Here is a 22,504-nt window from a genome sequence, read left to right as displayed (position 1 = left end):
GGTGGGCGGGGATCATGACGCCGGTTCCGTGAGGGCCCGGTCGAGGGGGACGGCGGAGGTGACGGTGACCGCCGCCAGGTCGAGGTCGCCGGGCGCGGGCATCACGCTGCCGGGCAGCTGGACGGCGGCGGCGCCGTGGGCGACGGCGGCGGAGAGTGCCCCGGGGCCTTCGCCGCCCGCCGCGAGGAACCCGGCGAGCGAGGCGTCACCGGCTCCCACGTTGCTGCGTACGGTGGCGACGGGGGCCTGCCCGAAGTACGTACCGGAGGCGGTGACGAGCAGTTGCCCGTCGGCGCCGAGGCTCGCGAGGACGGCTCCGGCGCCCAACTCCCGCACTTCTTCGGCTGCTTTGACCGCGTCGCCGATGGTGGCGAGGGGGTGGCCGACGGCCTGGGCGAGTTCCTCGGCGTTGGGCTTGACCACATCGGGGCGCTCGCGCAGGGCGGCCAGGAGGGAGGGTCCGGAGGTGTCGAGGGCGACCTTGGCTCCAGCGGCATGGGCGCGGGCGACGAGGTCGGCGTACCACTGCGGTGCCAGGCCGCGCGGCAGGCTGCCGCAGCAGGCGATCCAGTCGGCCCGCCCGGAGTGGCGGCGCACCGCGTCGAGCAGCAACTCGCTTTCGGCGGCGGTGAGTTCGGGACCCGGTGCGTTGATCTTCGTCAGGGTGCCGTCCGGTTCGGCGACCGCGATGTTGGAGCGGGTGTGCCCGGCGACGGGGACCCTGGCGACCTCGATGCCCTGGTCGCCGAGGAGTTCGGCGACCAGCGCGCCGGGTGCGCCGCCGAGCGGCAGGACGGCCACCGTGCGGTGCCCGGCTGCGGCGACGGCGCGGGACACGTTCACTCCCTTGCCGCCGGGGTCCATGCGCTCGCCGGTGGCGCGCAGCACGTCGCCGCGCACCAGGCCGGGCACCTCGTAGGTGCGGTCGAGGCTGGGGTTGGGGGTGACGGTGAGGATCATCATGCGCGTACAACTTCCGTGCCTGCGGCCTCGATGGCGGCCGCGTCGTGCGGGCTGAGCCCCGAGTCGGTGATGAGGACGTCCACGTCGGCCATGTCGCCGAAGCGGGCGAAGTGCTCCTGGCCGTGCTTGGCGGAGTCGGCGAGCAGCACCACGCGCCGGGCGGCGGCGATGGCGGCCCGCTTGACGGCGGCCTCGGCGAGGTCGGGGGTGGTGAGGCCGTGGGCCACGCCGAAGCCGTTGGTGCCGAGGAAGGCGACGTCGGCGCGGATCTCGCCGTAGGCGCGCAGCGCCCAGGCGTCGACGGCGGCGCGTGTGCGGTGGCGGACCCGGCCGCCGACGAGGTGCAGGTCGATGGCGGGGTGGTCGGCGAGCCGGGCGGCGACGGGCAGGGCGTGGGTGACCAGGGTGAGCCCGCTGTCCAGGGGGAGCTCGGCGGCTAGCCGGGCGATGGTCGATCCGGCGTCGAGGATGACGCTGCCCTCGGCGGGGAGTTCGGCGAGCGCGGCGCGCACGATGCGGTCCTTCTCGTCGGCGGCGGTGGACTCCCGCTCGGCGAGGTCGGGCTCGAAGTCGAGCCGTCCGGCCGGGATGGCCCCGCCGTGCACCCGGCGGACCAGACCGGCCCGGTCCAGCGCCTTCAGATCGCGCCGTACGGTCTCGGCGGTGACCTGGAACGTCTCGGCGAGCGAGAGGACGTCCACCCGCCCGCTCTCGCGCGCGATCCGCAGGATCTCCTGCTGCCGCTCCGGTGCGTACATATCTGTCTACGTCCGTTCCGTGCCCGAACCTGTGGTTGCGCCGCCAGGTTACGGTCAGCCTTCGCCGATGTAAACAGATTCGGGCATTGTGCAGACACAAACGGGCTTCGGGTCCGCGCATCCCGTCGGCCGGACGCGTCGCCCCGCGCACCGGACGGTAAAGCGACGGCCCCGCGCCTCGAAAGGTGCGGGGCCGTCGCCGGGGAGTGGTGGCTCAGCCGACCGGCTCCGGCTCCTTCGTGAGGTCGAGCAGCTCCGCCTCGTCCCCCGCGCCCTCCACGTGCTGCTGGGGGCGGGCCGGCAGCGCGAACATCACCAGGAAGATCACCGCGAGGACTCCGGCGACGTACCAGAGCGAGTGCTGGAAGCCGTCCACGAACGCCCGGTTCAGCTGCGGCGGCACGAGGTCGTCGCCGATCGAACCGAAGAAGACGACCGAGACCAGGCCGAGGCCGAGCGCGTTGCCCATCTGCTGCACGGTGTTGATCAGGCCCGATGCCGAACCCGAGTGCTCCTTGGGGACCTCCGAGAGCACCGCGTCGGTGAGCGGGGCGACGATCAGTCCCATGCCGAGACCCATCACGACCAGCGGCAGCGCCATCTGCCAGGAGGCGATGCCCATGCCGTAGTGGTGGGCCTCCCAGATGTAGATCAGCAGTCCGGCGACCATGGTCAGGGCGCCGGCCTGGAGGACCTTGCGGCCGAAGCGCGGGACGAGCTTCTGCACGGACATGCCGGCCGCCACCGAGACGGCGATCGAGAACGGCACCCCGGTCAGTCCTGCGCGCAGGGCGCTCCAGCCGAGGCCGATCTGCATGTAGAGGGTCCACACCAGGAAGAAGATGCCGAGGCCGACGCCGAAGGTGGCCTGCACGGCGATGCCCGCCGCGAAGCTCTTCACCTTGAACAGCGACAGTTCTATGAGCGGGGAGCCGTCGCGCTGCGCCTTCATCCGCTCGTAGGCGATCAGTCCGGCGAAGACCAGGACGCTGCCCGCCATCGAGAGGTAGCCCCACAGCGGCCAGCCGAGCTCGCGGCCGCGGGTCAGCGGGTAGAGCAGCATCAGCAGGCCGAGGCTCACCAGGATCACGCCGACGAGGTCGAGCTTGAGGGCCTTGGGGGCCTTGGACTCGGTGATGAACTTGGTGCCGAGGATCAGGCCCGCGATGCCGACCGGCAGGTTGATCAGGAAGATCGGACGCCACTCAAGACCGAACAGGTTCCACTCGGTGAGCAGCGCGCCGAGCAGCGGCCCGGAGACCGCGCCGAGGCCGACGACAGCGCCGAACAGGCCGAAGACCTTGCCGCGCTCGTGGGCGGGGAAGGTGGCGTGGACGATCGAGAGGACCTGCGGCACCATCATGGCGGCCATCGCGCCCTGGAGGATGCGCGAGGCGACCAGCATCTCCGGGTTGGCGGCGAATCCGCACAGCGCGGAGGCGAGCGTGAAGCCGCCGATGCCGATGAGGAAGAGCTTCTTGCGGCCGTGGATGTCGCCGAGGCGGCCGCCGGTGATCAGGCCCGCGGCGAACGCCAGGGCGTAACCGGCCGTTATCCACTGGATCGAGGAGAAGCTCGCCCCGGTGTCCTTCTGGATGGACGGGATGGCGATGTTGACGATCGTGACGTCGACCAGGTCCATGAAGGCCGCGGTCATCACGATGGCCAGGGCGAACCACCGTCGGCGGTCTGCTGCGGCAACCGCCGCGGTCTCTGGGGTACTGCTGGTCGCTGTGGAGGTCATGAGAAGAAGTTAGAAGGCATATAGGTCAGCCTGTGTCCGCATTGGGGGGCCATCCTGGATGACATGACCGACACCCCGGCACGGCTGCTGCATCTGCTCTCCCTGCTCCAGACTCCGCGCGAGTGGCCCGGCGGCGAGCTCGCCGAGCGGCTCGGCGTGTCGCGGCGTACGGTGCGGCGCGACATCGACCGGCTGCGCGAGCTCGGCTATCCGGTGCAGGCGGCGCGGGGCGCCGAGGGCGGCTACCGCCTGGTCGCGGGCAAGGCGATGCCGCCGCTGGTCCTGGACGACGAGGAGGCGGTGGCGATCGCGGTCGGCCTGCGCGCGGGCGCCGGGCACGCCGTGGACGGCGTGGACGAGGCCTCGGTGCGGGCGCTCGCCAAACTGGAGCAGGTCCTGCCGTCCCGGCTGCGCCACCGCGTCGCGAGCCTCCAGGCGGCGACGATGCCGCTGACCGGCCCCTGGCGCGGGGACGGCGCGAGCGTCGACCCGCACACCCTGACCACACTGGCCTCCGCCGTCACCGGCCAGGAACGGCTGCGCTTCTCCTACGTGTCGGGGGACGGTACGCGCACCAAGCGCCTGGCCGAGCCGTACCGCCTGGTGTCGACGGGGCGCCGGTGGTACCTGGTGGCGTACGACGTGGAGCGCGGGGACTGGCGTACGTTCCGGGTGGACCGGGTCGCCGAGCCGTTCGCGACCGGCGCCCGCTTCGCACCGCGCGAGCTGCCCGAGGCGAACGCGGCGGAGTTCGTCCGCACCTCGATGAACCGGCTCCAGCCCGTCCTGGAGGTGGACGTGACCTTCGAGGCGCCGGCGGACTTCGTGACCGCCCGGCTGCCCTCCTCGCTCGGCGCGCCGCAGCCGCTGGACGCGGGGCGCTGCCGGCTGCGCACCACCTGCACCGACTCCCTGGAGTGGGTGGCGCTGCGGCTCGCCCTGGTGGACTGCGAGTTCACGGTCAACGGGCCGCAGGCGATGACGAGTTATCTGCACGACCTGGGCGAGCGCCTCACCCGCGCGACCGCGCACGGGCCATCGCGCGGGGAATGAAGAGCGGGCAACGAAGGGGGCCCCGACACCAGGGGGGGGAAGGTGCCGGGGCCGGGAGTCCCGACACCGGGGGGGGAGGGTGCCGGGACTCGCTCTGGGGGCGGGGCTTACGCCGCCGCGTCGAAGCCCGTGTCGCGGGCCATCTTCTTCAGTTCGAGCAGTGCGTGCTTCTCGATCTGGCGGATCCGCTCACGGGTCAGTCCGTGCTCTTTGCCCACCTCTGTCAGCGTACGCTCCCGACCGTCGTCAATGCCGTAACGCATCTTGATGATCGAGGCGGTGCGCTGGTCGAGCTTGCCGATCAGGTCGTCCAGCTCCTCGCTGCGCAGCAGCGTCAGGACCGACTGCTCGGGCGACACCGCGGAGGTGTCCTCCAGGAGGTCGCCGAACTGGGTCTCGCCCTGGTCGTCGACCGGCATGTTGAGGGAGACCGGGTCGCGCGCCCAGTCGAGCACGTCCCCGACGCGCTCGGGCGTGGAGCCCAGCTCCGCGGCGATCTCCGTGTGCTCGGGTTCGCGGCCGTTCTCCCGGTTGAACTCGCGCTGGACCCGGCGGATGCGGCCCAGCTCCTCCACCAGGTGGACGGGGAGGCGGATGGTGCGGGACTGGTCGGCGATGGAGCGGGTGATGGCCTGGCGGATCCACCAGGTCGCGTACGTGGAGAACTTGAAGCCCTTGGCGTAGTCGAACTTCTCGACCGCGCGCACCAGGCCCGCGTTGCCCTCCTGGATGAGGTCGAGGAGCGGAAGACCCGCCCTCGGGTAGCGGCGGGCGACGGCGACGACGAGACGGAGGTTGGATCGGATGAAGAGGTCCTTGGCGCGCTCACCGGCGGCGTACAGCGCCTCCAGTTCTTCGTGCGAGGCGCCTGCTGCCTTGCTGTCCACCTCGCCGTCGAGGATCTGGCGTGCGTACACACCGGCCTCGATGGTCTGGGACAGCTCGACCTCCTTGGCGGCGTCGAGCAACGGCGTGCGCGCGATTTCGTCGAGGTACATACCGACCAGGTCGCGGTCGGCGATCTCACCGCTGACGGCGCGAACACTGCTCCCCGAATCCGAACCGCGAGAGGCGGACTGTCGGCGGGCGACGGCGCGGGTTGCCATGCGTGCTCCCTTGCTGAGTGGGTCGCGACACCCTCCCGGGTGCCCTGCATCCGATGGAAACAACGGCTGGAATCCGGACAGAATTCCCGTCCTGTCCATCGATTTTTGTGATCATGCAGTACCCTGTCCGGCCACGGGAGGGGAACAGGTGCCACAGGAACGTACAGACGTGCAGGTCAGGCCCGGTGTGGAGGCCGATCTGGGGGCACTCACGGACATTTACAACCACTTCATCCGTGAGACCGCCATCACGTTCGACACCACCGCCGTCACCGCCGAACAGCGCCGTCCGTGGTTGCACTCCCACCCTGAAGACGGCCCGCACCGCCTTCTGGTTGCTCACGATGACCGATTTGTCGGCCGGGGCCGCGTTCTGGGCTATGCGACGAGCAGCCCCTTTCGCCCGAAGGCCGCCTACGCCACGTCCGTCGAGCTGAGCGTGTACTGCGCGCCCGAGGCGCTGGGCAGGGGCGTCGGCACGCTCCTGTACCGCTCGCTGTTCGAGGCGCTGGCGGGCGAGGACCTGCACCGCGCGTACGCGGGGATCGCGCTGCCGAACGAGGCCTCGATACGGCTGCACGAACGCTTCGGCTTCACCCATGTCGGCACCTACCGGGAGGTGGGCCGCAAGTTCGGCCGCTACTGGGACGTGGCCTGGTACGAGAAGGAGCTCGGCGGCCACTAGCGCCGATGGCCGCTCAACTCCCGCACCCCGCGGCCCCGTTCAGCCGTACTGCACCGACCTCTTCGCGAGGCCCATCCAGAACCCGTCGATGACGCTGCGCACCCCGCCCGCCTCGCCCTCGCTCGCGCCCATCGTCACGAACAGCGGGGCGAAGTGCTCGGTGCGGGGGTGGGCGAGGCGGCCGGCGGGGGCCTTGTGCTGGAAGTCGAGCAGGGCATCGACGTCGGCGGCGGCCAGCGCGCGGGCACCCCAGTCGTCGAACTCGGCCGACCAGCTGGGCACCTGGCCGCCGGTGTGGCGCAGCGCGGCCAGGTTGTGCGTGAAGAAGCCGCTGCCGACGATCAGCACGCCCTCGTCGCGCAGCGGTGCCAGCTTGCGGCCGATGGAGTACAGCTCGCGGGGGTCGAGCGTCGGCATGGAGACCTGGAGGACCGGGATGTCGGCGTCGGGGAACATCTCCACGAGCGGGACGTACGCGCCGTGGTCGAGCCCGCGGTCCCCGATGTCCTGGACCGGCATGCCGGGCGCGCGCAGCAACGCGCGTACGGAGTCGGCGAGTTCGGGGGCGCCGGGGGCGGCGTACCGTACCTGGTAGTAGCGCTCGGGGAAGCCCCAGAAGTCGTGGACCAGGGGTACGGTCTCGGTGGCACCGAGGGCGAGTGGGGCCTCCTCCCAGTGTGCGGAGACCATCAGGATCGACGCGGGGCGGGGCAGCTCCGCGGACCACGCGGCCAGCTCGCCGGGCCAGACGGGGTCGTCGGCGAGCGGCGGGGCGCCGTGGGAGAGGTAAAGGGCGGGCATGCGCTCCGGGCGGGCGACGGTCATGGCGGACTCTCCGGGTCACTCACTGGGCCGGCCGGACTGCGGCCGACCGATCCTGCGGTCAGCTGCCGGTCGCTCCTGCCGGTCAGGTCATTGCTTGAACTCTCAAGTTCATCTTGCGCTCCACTCTAAACCCAGTTAGTTCAACTTTCAAGAAGCGTCCGTACAGTAGATGCATGACCACGGCACCCAACTGGCTCAGCGACGAGGAGCAGCGCACCTGGCGCGCCTACCTCCACGCCACCACGCTCCTCGAAGACCACCTCGACCGCCAGCTCCAGCGCGACGCCGGGATGCCCCACATCTATTACGGGCTGCTCGTCCAGCTGTCGCAGGCACCGCGGCACCGGATGCGGATGACCGAGCTGGCGAAGAGCGCCAAGATCACCCGCTCGCGGCTCTCGCACGCGATAGCGCGCCTGGAGAAGAACGGGTGGGTGCGGCGCGAGGACTGCCCCTCGGACAAGCGGGGCCAGCTGGCGACGCTGACGGAGGCGGGCTTGGGGGTCCTGGAGCGGGCCGCACCGGGGCACGTGACCGCCGTGCGGCAGGCGATGTTCGACCGGCTGACCCCGCAGCAGGTGAACCAGCTCGGCGAGATCATGCGGGTGATGGCCCAGGGTCTCCAGCCCGCGGACGCCAAAGCGGACCTGCCCTGGCTCCGCTGAGGATCAGCGGAGCCAGGGCAGGTCGTGCGTCCGGGGTGCTACCGGGGGGTCAGTGGGCGACCACCGGGATGCGGACCTCGTCCTCGATGTCCCCGCCGGTGCTCGATCCGGCGACCGAACCGCCGCCGGGGCGGCCGGTGTTGATGAAGGTGACGGCGATGACGGCGGCGGTCACCAGGATGCCGACCGCCCACCAGATGGCGGCGGTGAAGCCGTGCACCATGGCCTGAAGCTTCAAAAGCTCCGGGTTGGTGGCGCCGAGCGCCAGGTGGCCGGTGACGTACGCCGTGGTCGCCGAGGCGGCGATGGTGTTGAGCAGGGCGGTGCCGATCGCGCCGCCGACCTGCTGCGAGGTGTTGACCATCGCGGAGGCGACACCCGCGTCACGCGGCTCGACGCCGATGGTGGCGAGCGACATGGCGGGCATGAAGGCCGTACCCATGCCGAGGCCGAGCAGGATCTGCGCCGGGAAGATCACCGTGCCGTACGAGGTCGAGACGTCCAGCTGGGTCAGGATCAGCATGCCGGTGGCGGCGGTCAGGAAGCCGGGGCCCATCAGCAGGCGCGGCGGGACCCGGGTCATCAGGCGGGCGCCGATCTGGGTGGATCCGGTGATCATGCCCGCGATCATGGGCAGGAACGCGAAGCCCGTCTTGACCGGCGAGTAGCCCTTCACGACCTGGAGGTAGTAGGTCAGGAAGAGGAACAGGCCGAACATCGCGATGATCGCGAGGCCGAGCGAGAGGTAGACGCCTCCGCGGTTGCGGTTGGCGATGACGCGCAGGGGCAGCAGCGGGTGGCGGACCTTGGCCTCGGTGAAGACGAAGGCGGACAGCAGCACGGCCGAGGCGATGAACATCGAGATGGTCAGCGCGTCCGACCAGCCGGCCGACTCGGCGCGGGTGAAGCCGTACACCAGGGCGACGAGGCCGAGGGTGGACAGGACGACGCCGGGGATGTCGAGGCGCGAGCGGTTGCGCGTGCCGGCGGGCTCACGGATGACGAAGTAGGCGCCGCCGGCCGCGACGATCGCGAACGGGATGTTCACGAAGAAGGTCCAGCGCCAGTTCAGGTACTCGGTGAGGAAGCCGCCGAGGATCAGGCCCACCGCGCCACCGCCACCGGCGATCGCACCGTAGATGCCGAAGGCCTTGGCGCGCTCCTTGGCGTCGGTGAACATCACCGCGAGCAGCGAGAGGGCGGCCGGCGCGAGCAGCGCGCCGAAGGCGCCCTGAAGCGCGCGCGAGCCGAGCAGCATCGCCTCTCCGGTGGCGGCGCCGCCGAGCGCGGAGGCCGCGGCGAAGCCGAGCAGGCCGACGACGAAGGTGCGCTTGCGGCCCCACAGGTCGGCGATCCGGCCGCCGAACAGGAGCAGCCCGCCGAAGGCGAGGGCGTAGGCCGTGATGACCCACTGCTTGTTGGCGTCACTGATGTGCAGCGCGTGCTGGGCGGAGGGCAGCGCGATGTTCACGATGGTCGCATCGAGCACGACCATCAGCTGGGCCAGGGCTATGAAGGCGAGCGCCTTCCAGCGACTGGGGTCGGGAGCGGAGAGCTCGGCTGTCTTCGACAGCGAGAGCTGGTCTGTTTTTGCCATGGGGGTAGCCACCTTGGGACGCGGATTACCGAGTAAGTGTGCTGTAACTAAGTTGAACTACGTTGTGTGAACGGGGAGTTGAGGTAAGGAGGCGATCAACTCTTCCGGAGGTCGTCGAGGGTCGCCGCACTGCCCGGCAGCTCGGACCGCGCCGGGGCCTGAAGCCCGTCGAGGAACAGCTGCAGGTGGCGGTGGATGAACTGGTCGATGTCGAGGCAGCCGGTGCCCGGGAGCGGCCGGGTCAGCTGGGAGAGGGCGACCATGAGGTCACCGACGGCGACGTCGGCGCGCAGCCGGCCGGCCGTACGGGCCCGGTGCATGAGCCCCTCCACATCCCGTTCGAGGCGTTCGCGGGCCGCGTGCAGCTCCGCGTGGTCCCCGTCGAAGGTGTCGGAGAGCATCGGGCACAGCGCCCCGATCCGCTCGTCGGCCGCCGCGTGCACGAACCGGCGCAGCGCGGCGAAGGGGTCCAACTCCTCGGCGGCGGCCGCCTCCGCCCGAGCCGAGACCCGGTCCATGACGGACAGGACGACGCTGGTAATGAGCTCGGAGCGGTCGGCGAAGTGGCGGTAGATCGTGGCGTTGCCCACTCCTGCCCGGCGGGCGATCTCGTCGAGCGGCACCTCGGCGCCGTACTCGACGAACATCTCGCGTGCGGCGGCGATGATCCGCTCCCGGTTGCGCAGGGCGTCGGCCCGCGGGCGCGGGGTACGGCGCGGCTGCGCGGCGACGGTTGCGGTCTTCACGACTTCGCTCCTTGTTATGCGGACTCGTAAGGCTGGTACGGGTTCTTCCACGGGCCCGTAAGGCTGCTACGGACTCGTAAAGGGCTCTGCGGATCGGGGCCGGTCGGACCGGTCGACCCCGGGGTGTCCGCCCGGGACCTGACCCAAGCGGGGAAGCACTCCCCGTTTCGCGGGGACACGTGTTCAAACGGGGAAACCTTCCCCGGTTATTTCCCAGGTTCGATGTGACCTGGGTCACCTATCGCGATATCGCGACATACCCACATTTGGGCTACCCAGCGCGCGCCTCCGACAGGCCGGACACAGGGTGATCAGACGAGCGCAGTGAGGAACCGGCCTACTGTCGCGTCCCCGAAGGCGAGCGCGTGCGCATGCAGGACGTCAGCCAGTCCCGCCCGGCTCGGGCGCCAGGACGCCGGATACCCACCCGGCGCCGGACCACCTTCCTCGGCGCCGCGCTCACCTCCCTCGCGCTCGCCGCGCTGACCGCCGGCTCCACCACTCTTTCGACGGCCACCCGCGCCAACGCCGGCCCCGTGTCCGCCCCCGGGGACTCCTCGCTCGGCCCCTGCCGGATCCCCACCGTGCTCGGCGTGCAGATGTCGGAGGGCGTACCGACCGCACCGGGCTACGCGCACTCCACCGGCGTCGTCCGCGCCCTCACGCTCATGATCGACTTCCCGGACGCACCGGGCACCGGCTCCGCGCTCGGCCGGTACAACGAGTTCTTCCCGCAGACCGCCACCTGGTTCCGCAACGCCTCCTACGGCCGCCTCGACTACCGCCCCGACACCCCGATCCCCACCTGGCTCAGGATGCCGAAGTCCTTCACGGCGTACGGGATCGACCGCGGCTCCCCCTACGAACCCGGCTACCACCGGCTCGTGCAGGACATGATCACGGCGGCCGGGGCGCGGGTGAACTTCTCCCAGTACGACATGGTGAACGTCCTGGTCACGCCGAACGCTGGGCCCTCGGCGCTCGACAGCGTCCTGTCGGTGACGTTCTCCGGCAACGAGGAGGCGCCCCGCGCCGACGGCGTGCCGCTGGCCAACACCTCGTTCGTCTACAGCCGCCAGGACGACGGCTCCGGCTCGTACGGCGAGACCGGCTACCGGGTGCTGCCGCACGAGAACGGCCACGTCTTCGGACTGCCCGACCTCTACACCACGCAGGGCGGCAGCGCCGTCGGGCACTGGGACATCATGTCCGAGGACTGGGGCGCCAACAACGACATGCTCGGCTGGCACAAGTGGAAGCTGGGCTGGCTCGACGACAGCCAGGTGGCGTGCGCGACCGAGAGCGGGGCGAGCCAGTACGTCCTCACCCCGCTGTCCGTGAACGGCGGCCCCAAGCTGGTCTTCGTGCCGGTGACGAAGGAGAGCGGGTACGCGATGGAGGTGCGCACCCGGTCCGGCAACGACGAGGCCGTCTGCAAACCCGGCGTGCTGGTCTACCGCGTCGACGCCGCGGTGGACACCGGCCGGGGCCCGGTCACCATCTCCGACAGCCAGCCCGGCAGCGGCGGCTGCACCCGCCGCCCCAACGTCAACGCGGAGCTCTCCGACGCGCCGTACGCGACGGGCGAGACGTTCGTGGACCACGCGAACGGGGTCCGGATCGCGGTGACCGGGGTGGACGGGATGGGGAACTATCACGTGCGGGTCACGAGGAGCTGAGAACGCCGCGAAGGGCAAAGCTCAGGCCGGGCGGCTCACTTCGCTCCGCAGCTCCCTCTTCAGCACCTTCCCCGTCGCGTTCCGCGGCAGCGCGTCCTGCCGCAGCACCACGTGCGCCGGGACCTTGAAAGCGGCCAGCGACGTGGCGACGTGGGCGCGCAGGTCGGCCGGGGTGACCGGGGCGGCCGCCCGCACCTGCACCACCGCCGCCACCTCCTCGCCCAGCACCGCGTGCGGCACGCCGAACACCGCCGCGTCGAGCACCTCGGGGTGGTCGTGGAGCACCGCCTCGACCTCCACGCAGTACACGTTCTCGCCGCCCCGGATCACCATGTCCTTGATCCGGTCCACGACGGCGACCCGTCCCTCGCACGCCACCGCGAGGTCTCCGGTCCTGAACCAGCCTTCCTGGAAGGCGAGTTCGGTGGCCGCCGGGTCGTTCCAGTAGCCCCGGATCAACGACTGGCCGCGCAGCCACAGTTCACCGACCTCGCCATCGGCGAGCGCCGCACCGTCGGGCCCGGCGATCCGCACCTCCGTCACGGGCGTGGGCCGCCCCACACTGTCCGGCCAACTCCGGTACTGGTCACCGAAGTTGGCGAGTACTCCGCCGCTCGTCTCGGTCAGCCCGTACCCGTTGCGCGGCTCGATGCGCGGGCCGTACCGCGCGGTGAGTCCGCCCACCAGGCCGGGCGGGGCCGCGGCGCCGCCGGTGTTGAGCGCGGTCAGGCTCTCCAGGCCGTCCCCCGACTCCTCGGCGGCGGCCAGCAGTTGAAGGGCGGTGGCGGGGACGCCCGCGAAGTGGGTGACCCGGTGGTCCCGGATGAGTGCGAGGGCGCGGTCCGCGTCCCACTTGCGCATCAGGACGAGCGAGCCGCCGGCCGCCATCGCCGCGTACACCGAGGTGAACGCGGCCACGTGGAAGAACGGAAAGGTCATGAGGGTGACCGGGGTGGGCCCCTGCCCCGGCACCAGGCCCCGGCCGAGCAGTGACATGGCGGCCTGGAAGCGGGGGTTCATGACGGCCCCGGCCTGCGCGAGCTGGGTGGCGACGGCTCCCTTGGGGCGCCCTGTGGTGCCGGAGGTGTAGATGATGGTGGCGTCGGCCGCCGGGTCGACGTCCACCGCGGGCGGTCCCGCGTGGGGGTCGGGCGCGGTGAGCTCGTCGAGGTCCTCGTACCGCTCGAACCCGTCGGGCAGCGCCCCGGTGTGGTGGACGACCATGCCGCGCACGCCGTGCGTACCGGCCCAGCCGGCCACCTGCTCCAGTCGCTCTCCGTCGACCAGCAGCGCCTTCGGGGTGCAGTCGTCCAGCGCGTACGCGAACTCCTCCGTGGTCCACCAGGCGTTCAGCGGCACCGCGACCACTCCCGCCAACTGGGCCGCCCAGAAGGAGACTTGCCACTCGGGGTGGTTGCGCATCGCGATGACGGCCCGGTCGCCGGGGCGCAGCCCGTAGGTCGCGGTGAGCCGTCGGGCGAGTGCGCAGGCCGCGGCGAAGAACTCGGCGTAGGTGTACGTGCCGCTCTCGGCCACCAGGAAGGGGCTGTCGCCGAAGGCCCAGACCGTCTCGGCGAACTCGCGCAGGGTGCGCGGCCCGGTGGCGTACTCGCGGGAACCGCTCGGTGCGCGGACGACGGCGAACGGCGCCCCGGGCGCGGTCAGCAGCGCCTCGGCGCCGGCTGGTTCGGTGTGCGGCTGTGTCGCAGGCAACCCAAGCCCCTCCAGAACGTCCGGCCCCCGTGGCTCAGGACGCTATTGCCACGGCTCCGCGACCGTCAAGGTTCATGTATTGCGCAACTACACGGGTCGGCCGCGCGTCGCGGCGTTCAGCCGGGGTTCACCACGTCGCCGATGCCGTTGGGGTCCGACGCGGTGCCGCGGGTCGCCGTGTCCGGGACCGGACGGTCGGCCTTCAGGGCGCCCCACACCTGGGCACCCCGGGCCGGGTCGGGCACGAGCCGGTCCTCGTCGGCCTGGTCCAGCTGCGTGGGTAGGGTGACCATCTGGACGTCCTTCGCGCCGATCCCCCGCATCGAGTACGCCAGCGAGGCGAGGTCACCGACCCGGGCGAGGGTGGAGTCCGTCGTCAGGGACTTGGTGGCGGTGTCGGCGACCGCGAACAGCCGGTCCGGATCGGTCAGCAGGCTGCGGCCGGAGACCCTGCTGATCAGCGCCGTCAGGAACTGGTGCTGGAGCTGGATGCGGCCCAGGTCGCTGCCGTCGCCGACGCCGTACCGGGTGCGGACGAGATCGAGGGCCTGCTGGCCGTCGAGGTGGTGGTGGCCGGCCGGCAGGCGCAGACCGCTCTCCTTGTCGATGATGGGCCGGGTGAGGGTGATCCCGGTGCCGCCGAGCGCGTCGACCAGCTCGGCGAACCCGTTGAAGCCGACCTCGACGTAGTGGTTGATCCGCAGCCCGCCGCCGAGCTTCTCGACCGCGGCGACCTCGCAGGGGGAGCCGCCCAGTTCGTACACCGAGTTGAACATCACCCCTTCGCTCCCGGGCAGTTTGCGCCCGGTGGCGGTGGTGCAGGCGGGGCGGTCGACGATGGTGTCGCGCGGGATGCTGATGAGCGCGGCCTTCTTGCGGCCCCGGTACAGATGGAGCAGCAGGGTGGTGTCGGAGCGCCCGGTGTCGTCGCCGCCGCCGGCCCGCGCCGCATTCTTCCCGGCCCGCGAATCGGAGCCGACGACCAGGATGTTGAGGTCGGAGGTGGCGGAGGCGGCGGGCGTGAGCAGCGAGCCGAGGTCGACGCTGGAGATGTTCCTGCTCAACCGGTGCAGGGTGTACGCCCCGAGACCGGCCAGGAGCAGCAGCACCGCGGCGAGCGAGCAGAGCGCGATGCGGGTGCGCCGGCCGATCCGGGGTATCCGTCGGCCGCGGGGTGCGTACGCCATGCATCGACTCCCGTCCCTCGGTGCCCCGGACCCCCGCATGCGTACACACAGGGATGTCCGCACACTACAAGAAAGGGTCATAACCCCGCAGAACGGGCACCTTCGGCCGCCGAGGGGAGAGGTACGTGTTGAGAGGAAACCGCACGAGTGCCGCAGCACTCCTGGCCCTGTTCGCCATGGCCGTGCTGGCCCTGGGCGGCTGCTCGTCGGGCGGCGGCACGAGCCCGGCGCCGAGCCCGAGCCCGACGGTGTCGCGAGCGCGGATCACCACCACGCCCAAGGACGGCGCCGGCCATGTCGGCATCACCGTCAAGGACGTCACGGCGAGCGTCGCGGACGGCGTCTTCACCTCCGTCACTCTTCTGGCCCAAGGCGGAAAGGCGATACCGGGGACGCTGACGGCGGGGAAGTCCTGGCACCCCTCGGCGAATCTGGCCCGGGGCACCGCGTACACCCTGACGGCCGAGGCGAAGGATCCGGACGGGCGCGTCGCGGTGACGACCACGCGCTTCACGACCGTCGCCCCGGCCAATTCGACGATCGCCTTCTACACCCCCGAGGACAACACCACCGTCGGCGTCGGCATGGAGGTCTCCTTCCGGTTCGACAAGCCGGTGACCGACCGCCGGGCCGCCGAGCACGCCGTGAAGATCACCTCCACCGGCGGCCAGCAGGCCGTCGGCCACTGGTTCGGCGACCGGCGCATCGACTTCCGCCCGCAGGAGTACTGGCGGCCGGGGTCCAGGGTGAGCGTCGACTTCGACTTCGACGGGCTCGAACTGGCCAAGGGAATATACGGAGTTCAGGACAGGTCGTTCGCCTTCACGGTGGGCCGCGAGCAGATCTCAACCGTGGACGCGGCCGGCCAGCGGATGACCGTCCAGCAGAACGGCGCCACCCTCAGGACGGTGCCGGTCTCCACCGGGCAGCCCAAGTACGCCACGTACAACGGCACGATGGTCATCACCGAGCAGTCCCGGCAGACCAAGATGAACAGCACCACCGTCGGTCTCGGTGACGAGTACGACATCCCCGACGTGCCGCACGCCCAGCGGCTCACCGACTCGGGCACCTTCATCCACGGCAACTACTGGGCCTCGCCCCAGACCTTCGGCGCCGACGCCACCAGCCACGGCTGCATAGGCCTCCAGGACGCCCAGGGCGGCGGCGATGCCGACACCTCCGCCGCCTGGTTCTACGCCAACTCGCTGCCCGGCGACATCGTGATCGTGCGCAACTCCACGGGAGGCGGCACGGTCGCGCCGGACAACGGGCTGGGCGGCTGGAACATGGATTGGCCGGCCTGGACAGCGGGCAGCGCGGGCGCCTGAGGTGCCGCTCAGTCCGTCTCGGGCTTGGCGACCGCCCAGCTGAACGGATCGATGTCCGCTTCGTAGGGGTCGAGTTCCGGCATCGGCCGACGGCCGGAGGCGCGCAGCCTGATCACGCCCTCCTGCACGACCGAGGCGGCCAGGCGGCCGTCGGCGGTGTAGATCCTGGCGTGCACCAGGCCCCGGCCGTTCGAGGCGGACGGGCTCTGCTGCTCGTAGAGCAGCCACTCGTCCGCGCGCAGCGGGCGGTGGAACCACATCGCGTGGTCGAGGCTGACGGCCACTCCCCTGCCGTCCGCGCGCTGGCCGGTGCGGTGGTAGGGCGAGGCGGCGTCCAGCAGGGTCAGGTCGGACAGGTAGGCGACGAGGCACTGGTGCAGCAGGTGCCGCTGCGCGCCGGGGCCGTCCGGGGCGTGCCGGGTGCGGAACCAGACGCGGGTGGCGGGCCGGTCCCGGTCGGTGGCGCCCGGGAACGGGGCGTCGTACACGTACCGCACGTCGATGGCGTGCCGTGCCTCGCGCAGGCGCTGGATGACCGCGGGGTGCACGTGCGCGGGCGGCACTTCGGAGGCGGCGGCCAGGGTCTCGGGGGCGGGCGCGGCGGGCATCGGCGTCTGGTGGTCCAGGTCGCGCAGGGCACTCGCGCGCTGGAAGGACACCGTCAGGTGGAAGACCTCACGGTCGGCCCGGTCGTGCTGCACGGCGACGACGCGCCGGTTGGTGAAGGAGTGGCCGTCGCGCACCCGTTCCACGCGGTACGTGAGCGGTACCGCGGCATCGCCGGGGAAGAGGAAGTAGCCGTGCAGCGAGTGGGGTTCGCGGCCCGGGGCCACGGTGCGGCCGGCCGCGGCGAGCGCCTGGGCCACGATCTGCCCGCCGAACACGGTGGGCATGGCGGAGGGCGGGGTGAGCCGGCCGCGGAAGGTGTCGGGGCCGGTCTCGTCCAGGGTCATCAGCTCGGCGAGCGGCCACACGGGGGCGGCGGGGAGCGTGGGAGTCAGGGTCATGACGGTCACTGGGAGGTCGTGTGCAGGGGGCGGACCGCGATGGCGACGCGGTGGGGGGCGTCCCCCGGGAGCTGTCCGCCGAGTTCGCGCCCGTAGCGGTCGGCGAGCCGGACGAACAGGCGGCAGTCCGGGTCCGGCTCGACGCGCTCGACCACCCCGCGCAGTTCGAGGTAGCGGTAGGGCTGCTCGGGGTCGTTGACGGACACCGACACCCTCGGCTCGGCGCTGATGTTGCGGAACTTGCGGCGGGTGGTGGTGCTGCTGAACCACAGGAGCTCGCCGTCCCAGCGCGCCCACATCGGGTTCGACTGCGGCATGCCGTCCGGGCGGACGGTGGCCAGGTGCACGAACAGGGGCCTCTCAAGCAGGTCCTGATGGCTTTCGGGAATGACGGACACGGAAAGCACTCCTCCTTCGACGGTGGTAACGCGCAGCTCAGGAACGGGCGGTCACGGATTCCACGAACGGAACCGCGGTCTTCAGGAAGGAATTCCTTTCCGGGACGGCGAACAGAATGTCCTGGTGCAGCATCGAGAAATCGCTGTGCAGCGCGAGGCTCGGAATTCTGGTGTTCTTCGCCAGCTCCCTGGCCGCCTCGCCGACCGTGCCCCTCGCGAAATTCGACTCGAACACGTAGACCGGCACGTCGAGGGCGTGGGTGTGCCAGAGCCGCAGCCCGAGGAGGCGGGCCACCTCCGAGTCGGCGAAGCCGATCACGCCGTGGTAGTCGAGCATGGCGCGGCTGGGCGAATACCACTCGCGCGCGGAGCGCTCGCTGTCGCCCGCGTACGCCTGGGCGATCCGGGCCAGCGGGCTCGGGCCCAGGTCGAGCCAGTCGCCGGTGTCGGTGAGCCGGCCGGACTGGATGGCGTGGCCGAGCTGCGGGGCGAGCGTGTCGGCGATCAGCCCGAACAGGCCGGCGTTGGTGAGCGGGCGGCCGATGGCGAAGGCGTCCGGCAGCGCGTGGGCCAGTTCGGCCGGGCCGTGCGGGTCGGCGAGCGCGTGCCGCGCGGCGAGCTGCCACCAGACGGCGCCGGCCTCGGGTTCGTCACCCAGGCCGAGCGCCGCGCTCATGCCCTCCTCGAACACCGCGCCGCCCTCGATGCCGGCGAGCGCGACGCGGGCCTGGTCCAGGGTGATGCCGGTGGGGATGCCCGCGCCGCGGTAGGCGTGGTAGGGGCCGCCGTCCAGGACCATCAGCCCGGCGAGGTCCTCGGCGCCGCGCCGCCCGTCGAAGTCCCAGGCCGCGTACGCGAGTGCGGTGAGCCCGCCCAGGGAGTGCCCGCCGAGGATGACCTGCCGTCCGCCGGCGCCGGCTTCGCGCACCGCCAGGCGTACGTCGTCGAGCAGCTCGGCGAGTCCCCACCCGGCGGCCCCGGCCGTGTCGGCGGCGGCCTTGCGGTGGCGGCCCTGGAGGTAATAGGTGCGGGCCGTGGCGAGGTCCCCGGCGAAGCCGCCGAGGTCGGCCAGCTGCTGCTGGCGGCGGTCCACGGCCCAGACCTGGAGGTCGGGCAGCGCGCGGACCAGGTCGCGGGCGACGGGCAGGAACACGTTGGCGCCGTAGCCGCGCGGCGGCACGACGACCAGCACGCGGCGGGCGTCGTCCGCGCCGATCCTCAGGAGGCGGGCGCCGTGGCCGCCGGCCACCGGCCCGTAGGTCTCGCGCGGTTCGGCCGCCGGGAAAGCGGTACTGGATGCTGCGGGGGCCCGCAGGGCGTCTCCCATGGTCACGGACTCTCTCCTGGCGGTCGGCTCGGCAATTGCCCCAGAGCCTCACACTCCACGATGGAAGTGAAATAAAAGCTGAATTGAATTCCTTGCCGTATCGCGGATTTCCCGCATAGCTTCAGGGAGTTCGAATGCCTCACGAGGAGACGGAGCCGGGCGTGCAGCATTCACCACAGACCCTGATTGTCGGTGCCGGTCCCACGGGCCTGACCCTGGGAATCGAACTGCTCAGGCGCAATATGCCGGTACGGATCGTCGACCGGGAGGACCGGCCGCATCCGCACGCCAAGGCGATCGTGCTGTGGCCGCGCACGCTGGAAGTGTTCCGTCGGCTCGGGGTGGCCGATGAGGTCCTGGCACGCTCGGTCGCGCTGCCCGCCGCGAACTACTACTCCGAAGGCCGCCGGGTCGCCCGCATCGGCTTCGGCCAACTCGCGGGATCGCGCTTCGCCACGCCCCTCTCGCTGCCCCAGGAGCAGACCGAGGCGGTGCTGCGCGAAGCCTTCCAACGCCTGGGCGGGGAAGTCGAGTTCGGCCGCACCCTCACCGGCCTCGACCAGCGGGGCGGCGGTGTTCGCGCCACGCTGGACACGCCGGACGGGCCGGAACACCTGGCCGCCTCGTGGGTGGTGGGCTGCGACGGCGCGCACAGTACGGTGCGCGAGCTGGCCGGCATCGGATTCGCCGGGCTCACCTATCCGCAGACCTTCCTGCTCGCCGACGGCCCGTGCGAGACCTCGCTCGCGCACGACGAGGCGCACTACTTCATGACGAGCCGCGGCGTCCTGGTGGTGGTCGGTCTGCCGGGCGGGGGCTACCGGGTGTTCGCCGGGGTGCGGGAGTTCGCGGAGTCGGACGACCCGTTGCGGGTGCTCCAGGAAGCGGCGGACGAGCGCTGTGCCGTGCCGCTGCGGATGACGGGGTCGTCCCGCACCGGGATCTTCCGGGTGCACGCGCGCCGGGCCGACCGCTTCCGAATGGGCCGGGTGCTGCTCGCCGGGGACGCGGCCCACATCCACAGCCCGGCTGGCGGCCAGGGGCTCAACACCGCGGTGGAGGACGCCCACGCGCTGGCCTGGCGGCTCGCGCTGCCCGGCGCCGACCGGGTGGATCACGAGGTCGACCGGTGGGAGCGGGAGCGGCGCCGGGTGGCCGCGTCGGTGGTGTCCGACACCGACCGCCAGACCCGGATGTGGATGCTGGGCGGTTGGCGCGGAAGGCTGCGGGACACGGCGCTGGCCGCCGGTCAGCACAGCGGGCTGCTCGGCCGGCTCGCCCCGCCGCGGATGGCGCAGTTCCACCACACCCACCCTGGACACGGGCCCGCGGCGGGGCGGATCGTGCCGGGGCGGCGCGTGCCGGACCTGCCGCTGGGCAGCGGGCCCGGTCAACGCCCCGTCCACGTCCACGACTTGCTGACCGAGGGGCGTACGGTCCTGCTCGTCCTGGCGTCCGACGCGGCCTCCGCCGCCCGCTCCGGCGAGGTGGAACGGCTGCTCGCCACCGGCCGCGACAGCCGGCGCCGGGGCGCCGGCTCCGAGCGGTGGCTGCGGGTCGTGACGCGCCGCAGCCCCGCGGCCGGGGCGGCCGACGGGGTGCGACTGGTCCTTGATCCGGCGGGCGCCGCGCACCGCGGCACGCGGGTGCGCGGACCGCTGGCCGTGCTGATCCGCCCCGACGGCGTTGTCGAGCGGATCGTGCGCGGCACTCGGCGGTGAGCGGGTTCCGACTCCCGGCTCTCACGCCGCGTGCAGCAACTCCCGGTACCAGGAGGTGTGTTCGGGGAAACGCTCCTCGAAACCGGGGCCCGCGTCGCAGCCCAGGTCGGCCCAGAGGGGTTCGCTGTCGAACCAGTGGTCGGTGACCATCATGTCCAGGTCGTGCGCGGAGCGGCCCCGTTCGGCGAGGACCGCGCACGCCTGCGGATAGCTGAGGTCGGCCGTGGGCCAGGGGACGCCCGCGGTGGCCGCGACCGCCTTCAGCAGGGCGTGCCAGGGCACCGGCAGCGGGTGGTTGGCGTGGTAGACCGACGCCGTCAGCCGCTCGGCGGGGGCGAGCCCGCTCGCCACCACGGCCCGCGCCAGGTCGTCGACGGCGATGGCGGAGACCAGCGCGGGCCACCCCTCGACGGTGCCCGGCAGGGTGCGCAGGAGGCGGGCCAGGGTGGGGGCGACCCACCTGTCGCCCGCTCCGTAGACCAGGTGCGGCCGCAGCACGGTGCCGCCGGCCGCGAGTACGGCGTCCTCGGCCGCGGCACGGGTGCGCGAGGTGACCGACACCGGGGCGCGGCCGAGGTCCTCGGGCCTGGCGCGGCGGAAGGTGCCGCGCCCGTAGACAGAGGCGGTGCTCAGGTAGACGATGCGGGACACCCCGGCGCGCCCGGCCTCCGCCATGAGGGCGGCGGTGCCGCGGGCGTTGACGGCCTCGCAGTCCTGCGCGTCACCGCCGATCCGTGAGGCGCAGTGCAGCAGGATGTCGACTCCCTCGCACAGGCCGTGCAGCGAGCCGGGTTCGGCGAGGTCGGCCGAGACGCTGTGGACGTGGGGGGCGCCCGCGGCGACGGGGCTGCGGTGGGCCAGCAGCCTCAGGGGGAGGCCCAGGCTGCGAGCCTGGCGGGTGACGCGGCGGCCGATGAAGCCACCGGCACCGGTGATCATGACAGTGGGCATGCGGCGGTCTCCCGGGGTGGTTCAGACGAGCGGGCGGAGTCCGACGGTGGCCGTGAAGACGGTCTCGTCGCGCTGGGTTCCGGTGATGCGTACGGGAATGATTCCAGCCGCGTCGGGCCGGCCCGGCTCGGCCTCGATCCAGCAGGGCGCGTCGAGTTCGGCGTAGCGCGTGAAGGTGCTGTCGAGCTGGACGGGCAGGGCGTCGGTCAGCCCGGTCGCGGCGTACGCGGCCTGGCGGGCGGACTCGATGAGCACCATGCCGGGCACGTGATCGACGGGGTGGTCGAAGAAGATCGGGTGCGAGGTGTCGACCCGCAACTGCCAGCGCAGGGGGGTGCCGGCCCCCGTCGCGGCGAGCACCACGTCGCGGGATCCGGGCCGTCCGACGCTTCCGGGGGCGATGCCCACCGGAAGGGCGAGGGCGGTGGTGGTGGGGCGTTCGCCGCGCAGCCTGCGGTAGACGGCCGGGCTGGTGCAGCTGAACCGCGCCTCGGCGACCGCAAGCGGCAGCCCGTCACGCTCCACGCTGACGTGGTACGCCATGCTCATGAGCTGCTTTCCGCGGCGCACGATGTCGTGGCAGGTGGTGCGGAGTTCGACCTCGGTCGGCGTCGGTCCCACGCTGAGCGCTTCGGGCAGCGCGGAGAAGGACATGTTCCACATCAGGAACTGGTGGCCGAACGGCACGTCGTACTCGGTGTGGGCGAGCAGCGCCCCCACCTGGCGCACGGATTCGACCAGCAGCAGCGGGTCCTGGTGGTCGGCGGTCGGCGCGAAGAGGGCGTGTCCGCGCGGCCACTGAGCATTGACCAAAAAGCAATCAGACTTGTCTGTTTTCCAGTTGGTGAGGAGCACTTCGGAGACTGCGGCGCGGTGCACGTACTCGCGCGGAACAGTCGTGGTGAGCCCTCGCGCGGACGCGGCGGGCTGGCGGACGATGACCGGCCCGGGGGCCAGAAAGGCGTTGTGACCAGTGGGTATCAGGGTGCTCGAACTGCGCTGCATGCAAGGAGGCCTGTCTCTTCGCGGGCAGGGTGAAAGACTGCAC

General features: G+C 71.8%; 20 protein-coding genes. 6 read left to right on the top strand and 14 right to left on the bottom strand.

Going from position 1 to position 22,504, the window contains the following annotated elements:
• Positions 1-12 precede the first annotated feature (12 nt).
• The 3 genes from pfkB to OG522_RS22015 form a co-directional block, all read right to left on the bottom strand.
• A complete protein-coding gene (gene pfkB / locus OG522_RS22025; RefSeq protein ID WP_329467675.1) occupies positions 13-960 on the bottom strand; it encodes a 1-phosphofructokinase in 948 nt (315 codons plus the stop codon).
• Positions 960-1,721 (bottom strand): DeoR/GlpR family DNA-binding transcription regulator, encoded by a 762-nt coding sequence (locus OG522_RS22020; protein ID WP_329464720.1) that lies wholly within the window; start codon positions 1,719-1,721, stop codon positions 960-962. Before OG522_RS22020 ends, pfkB begins: the two co-directional genes overlap by 1 nt.
• Before the next feature lie 214 nt (positions 1,722-1,935).
• Entirely contained in the window at positions 1,936-3,465 is a 1,530-nt protein-coding gene (locus tag OG522_RS22015; RefSeq protein ID WP_329464719.1) for an MFS transporter, read from the bottom strand.
• 63 nt (positions 3,466-3,528) lie between these two features.
• Between OG522_RS22015 and OG522_RS22010 the strand changes: the two genes are divergently transcribed.
• A complete protein-coding gene (locus tag OG522_RS22010; protein ID WP_329464718.1) occupies positions 3,529-4,518 on the top strand; it encodes a helix-turn-helix transcriptional regulator in 990 nt (329 codons plus the stop codon).
• A 107-nt stretch (positions 4,519-4,625) separates the two neighbouring features.
• Here the strand turns inward: OG522_RS22010 and OG522_RS22005 are convergent, their stop codons facing one another.
• Positions 4,626-5,624 carry a sigma-70 family RNA polymerase sigma factor gene (locus OG522_RS22005; RefSeq protein WP_329464717.1) on the bottom strand — a complete coding sequence of 333 codons (999 nt, stop codon included), beginning with the start codon at positions 5,622-5,624 and terminating at the stop codon, positions 4,626-4,628.
• A gap of 169 nt (positions 5,625-5,793) precedes the next feature.
• Here OG522_RS22005 and OG522_RS22000 point away from each other — a divergent pair, with 169 nt between their 5' ends.
• Positions 5,794-6,309, top strand: coding sequence for a GNAT family N-acetyltransferase (locus tag OG522_RS22000; RefSeq protein WP_443074728.1), 516 nt, complete (start codon positions 5,794-5,796; stop codon positions 6,307-6,309).
• 39 nt (positions 6,310-6,348) lie between these two features.
• Here OG522_RS22000 and OG522_RS21995 read toward each other — a convergent pair whose 3' ends face one another.
• A complete protein-coding gene (locus OG522_RS21995; protein ID WP_329464715.1) occupies positions 6,349-7,134 on the bottom strand; it encodes a dioxygenase family protein in 786 nt (261 codons plus the stop codon).
• A 173-nt stretch (positions 7,135-7,307) separates the two neighbouring features.
• On the opposite strand from OG522_RS21995, the gene OG522_RS21990 reads away from it, so the two are divergent.
• Entirely contained in the window at positions 7,308-7,799 is a 492-nt protein-coding gene (locus OG522_RS21990) for a MarR family winged helix-turn-helix transcriptional regulator (RefSeq protein ID WP_329464714.1), read from the top strand.
• A gap of 49 nt (positions 7,800-7,848) precedes the next feature.
• On the opposite strand, the gene OG522_RS21985 is transcribed toward OG522_RS21990, so the two are convergent.
• Positions 7,849-9,396 carry an MFS transporter gene (locus OG522_RS21985; protein WP_329464713.1) on the bottom strand — a complete coding sequence of 516 codons (1,548 nt, stop codon included), beginning with the start codon at positions 9,394-9,396 and terminating at the stop codon, positions 7,849-7,851.
• A gap of 95 nt (positions 9,397-9,491) precedes the next feature.
• Positions 9,492-10,142, bottom strand: coding sequence for a TetR/AcrR family transcriptional regulator (locus tag OG522_RS21980; RefSeq protein ID WP_329464712.1), 651 nt, complete (start codon positions 10,140-10,142; stop codon positions 9,492-9,494).
• A 371-nt stretch (positions 10,143-10,513) separates the two neighbouring features.
• Between OG522_RS21980 and OG522_RS21975 the strand changes: the two genes are divergently transcribed.
• Positions 10,514-11,821: a M6 family metalloprotease domain-containing protein gene (locus tag OG522_RS21975; protein WP_329467674.1), complete on the top strand. Its 1,308-nt coding sequence runs from the start codon at positions 10,514-10,516 to the stop codon at positions 11,819-11,821.
• 21 nt (positions 11,822-11,842) lie between these two features.
• Here OG522_RS21975 and OG522_RS21970 read toward each other — a convergent pair whose 3' ends face one another.
• Both OG522_RS21970 and OG522_RS21965 read right to left on the bottom strand, forming a co-directional pair.
• Positions 11,843-13,534, bottom strand: coding sequence for a class I adenylate-forming enzyme family protein (locus OG522_RS21970; protein ID WP_329464711.1), 1,692 nt, complete (start codon positions 13,532-13,534; stop codon positions 11,843-11,845).
• Between the two features lie 116 nt (positions 13,535-13,650).
• On the bottom strand, positions 13,651-14,721 hold the full coding sequence (locus tag OG522_RS21965) for an LCP family protein (RefSeq protein ID WP_329464710.1): 1,071 nt from the start codon (positions 14,719-14,721) through the stop codon (positions 13,651-13,653).
• Between the two features lie 125 nt (positions 14,722-14,846).
• Here OG522_RS21965 and OG522_RS21960 point away from each other — a divergent pair, with 125 nt between their 5' ends.
• Positions 14,847-16,052: a L,D-transpeptidase gene (locus OG522_RS21960; protein ID WP_329464709.1), complete on the top strand. Its 1,206-nt coding sequence runs from the start codon at positions 14,847-14,849 to the stop codon at positions 16,050-16,052.
• An 8-nt stretch (positions 16,053-16,060) separates the two neighbouring features.
• On the opposite strand, the gene OG522_RS21955 is transcribed toward OG522_RS21960, so the two are convergent.
• Genes OG522_RS21955 through OG522_RS21945 form a run of 3 tightly spaced genes read right to left on the bottom strand, consistent with a single transcriptional unit; the run spans position 16,061 to position 18,790 of the window.
• Positions 16,061-17,059: an acyl-CoA thioesterase gene (locus OG522_RS21955; RefSeq protein WP_329464708.1), complete on the bottom strand. Its 999-nt coding sequence runs from the start codon at positions 17,057-17,059 to the stop codon at positions 16,061-16,063.
• A 5-nt stretch (positions 17,060-17,064) separates the two neighbouring features.
• On the bottom strand, positions 17,065-17,457 hold the full coding sequence (locus OG522_RS21950; protein ID WP_329464707.1) for a PPOX class F420-dependent oxidoreductase: 393 nt from the start codon (positions 17,455-17,457) through the stop codon (positions 17,065-17,067).
• Between the two features lie 37 nt (positions 17,458-17,494).
• Complete coding sequence (locus OG522_RS21945) at positions 17,495-18,790, bottom strand: alpha/beta hydrolase (RefSeq protein WP_329464706.1); 1,296 nt, start codon at positions 18,788-18,790, stop codon at positions 17,495-17,497.
• A 155-nt stretch (positions 18,791-18,945) separates the two neighbouring features.
• On the opposite strand from OG522_RS21945, the gene OG522_RS21940 reads away from it, so the two are divergent.
• Positions 18,946-20,505: an FAD-dependent monooxygenase gene (locus tag OG522_RS21940; protein WP_329464705.1), complete on the top strand. Its 1,560-nt coding sequence runs from the start codon at positions 18,946-18,948 to the stop codon at positions 20,503-20,505.
• A 21-nt stretch (positions 20,506-20,526) separates the two neighbouring features.
• On the opposite strand, the gene OG522_RS21935 is transcribed toward OG522_RS21940, so the two are convergent.
• A complete protein-coding gene (locus OG522_RS21935; RefSeq protein WP_329464704.1) occupies positions 20,527-21,456 on the bottom strand; it encodes an NAD-dependent epimerase/dehydratase family protein in 930 nt (309 codons plus the stop codon).
• 21 nt (positions 21,457-21,477) lie between these two features.
• A complete protein-coding gene (locus tag OG522_RS21930; RefSeq protein ID WP_329464703.1) occupies positions 21,478-22,461 on the bottom strand; it encodes a ScbA/BarX family gamma-butyrolactone biosynthesis protein in 984 nt (327 codons plus the stop codon).
• Between the last annotated feature and the right edge of the window lie 43 nt (positions 22,462-22,504).

Source organism: Streptomyces sp. NBC_01431, assembly GCF_036231355.1.
Lineage (GTDB): Bacteria > Actinomycetota > Actinomycetes > Streptomycetales > Streptomycetaceae > Streptomyces.
Note: the sequence above shows the minus strand (reverse complement) of the source record. Positions and strands in the feature narration are given on the sequence as shown.

What these genes read in the sequence shown, in the direction of transcription:
- pfkB (WP_329467675.1), bottom strand. Translation starts at nt 960, where the DNA reads ATGATCCTCACCGTCACCCCCAACCCCAGCCTCGACCGCACCTACGAG.
- OG522_RS22020 (WP_329464720.1), bottom strand. Translation starts at nt 1,721, where the DNA reads ATGTACGCACCGGAGCGGCAGCAGGAGATCCTGCGGATCGCGCGCGAG.
- OG522_RS22015 (WP_329464719.1), bottom strand. Translation starts at nt 3,465, where the DNA reads ATGACCTCCACAGCGACCAGCAGTACCCCAGAGACCGCGGCGGTTGCC.
- OG522_RS22010 (WP_329464718.1), top strand. Translation starts at nt 3,529, where the DNA reads ATGACCGACACCCCGGCACGGCTGCTGCATCTGCTCTCCCTGCTCCAG.
- OG522_RS22005 (WP_329464717.1), bottom strand. Translation starts at nt 5,624, where the DNA reads ATGGCAACCCGCGCCGTCGCCCGCCGACAGTCCGCCTCTCGCGGTTCG.
- OG522_RS21995 (WP_329464715.1), bottom strand. Translation starts at nt 7,134, where the DNA reads ATGACCGTCGCCCGCCCGGAGCGCATGCCCGCCCTTTACCTCTCCCAC.
- OG522_RS21990 (WP_329464714.1), top strand. Translation starts at nt 7,308, where the DNA reads ATGACCACGGCACCCAACTGGCTCAGCGACGAGGAGCAGCGCACCTGG.
- OG522_RS21985 (WP_329464713.1), bottom strand. Translation starts at nt 9,396, where the DNA reads ATGGCAAAAACAGACCAGCTCTCGCTGTCGAAGACAGCCGAGCTCTCC.
- OG522_RS21975 (WP_329467674.1), top strand. Translation starts at nt 10,514, where the DNA reads ATGCAGGACGTCAGCCAGTCCCGCCCGGCTCGGGCGCCAGGACGCCGG.
- OG522_RS21965 (WP_329464710.1), bottom strand. Translation starts at nt 14,721, where the DNA reads ATGGCGTACGCACCCCGCGGCCGACGGATACCCCGGATCGGCCGGCGC.
- OG522_RS21955 (WP_329464708.1), bottom strand. Translation starts at nt 17,059, where the DNA reads ATGACCCTGACTCCCACGCTCCCCGCCGCCCCCGTGTGGCCGCTCGCC.
- OG522_RS21935 (WP_329464704.1), bottom strand. Translation starts at nt 21,456, where the DNA reads ATGCCCACTGTCATGATCACCGGTGCCGGTGGCTTCATCGGCCGCCGC.
- OG522_RS21930 (WP_329464703.1), bottom strand. Translation starts at nt 22,461, where the DNA reads ATGCAGCGCAGTTCGAGCACCCTGATACCCACTGGTCACAACGCCTTT.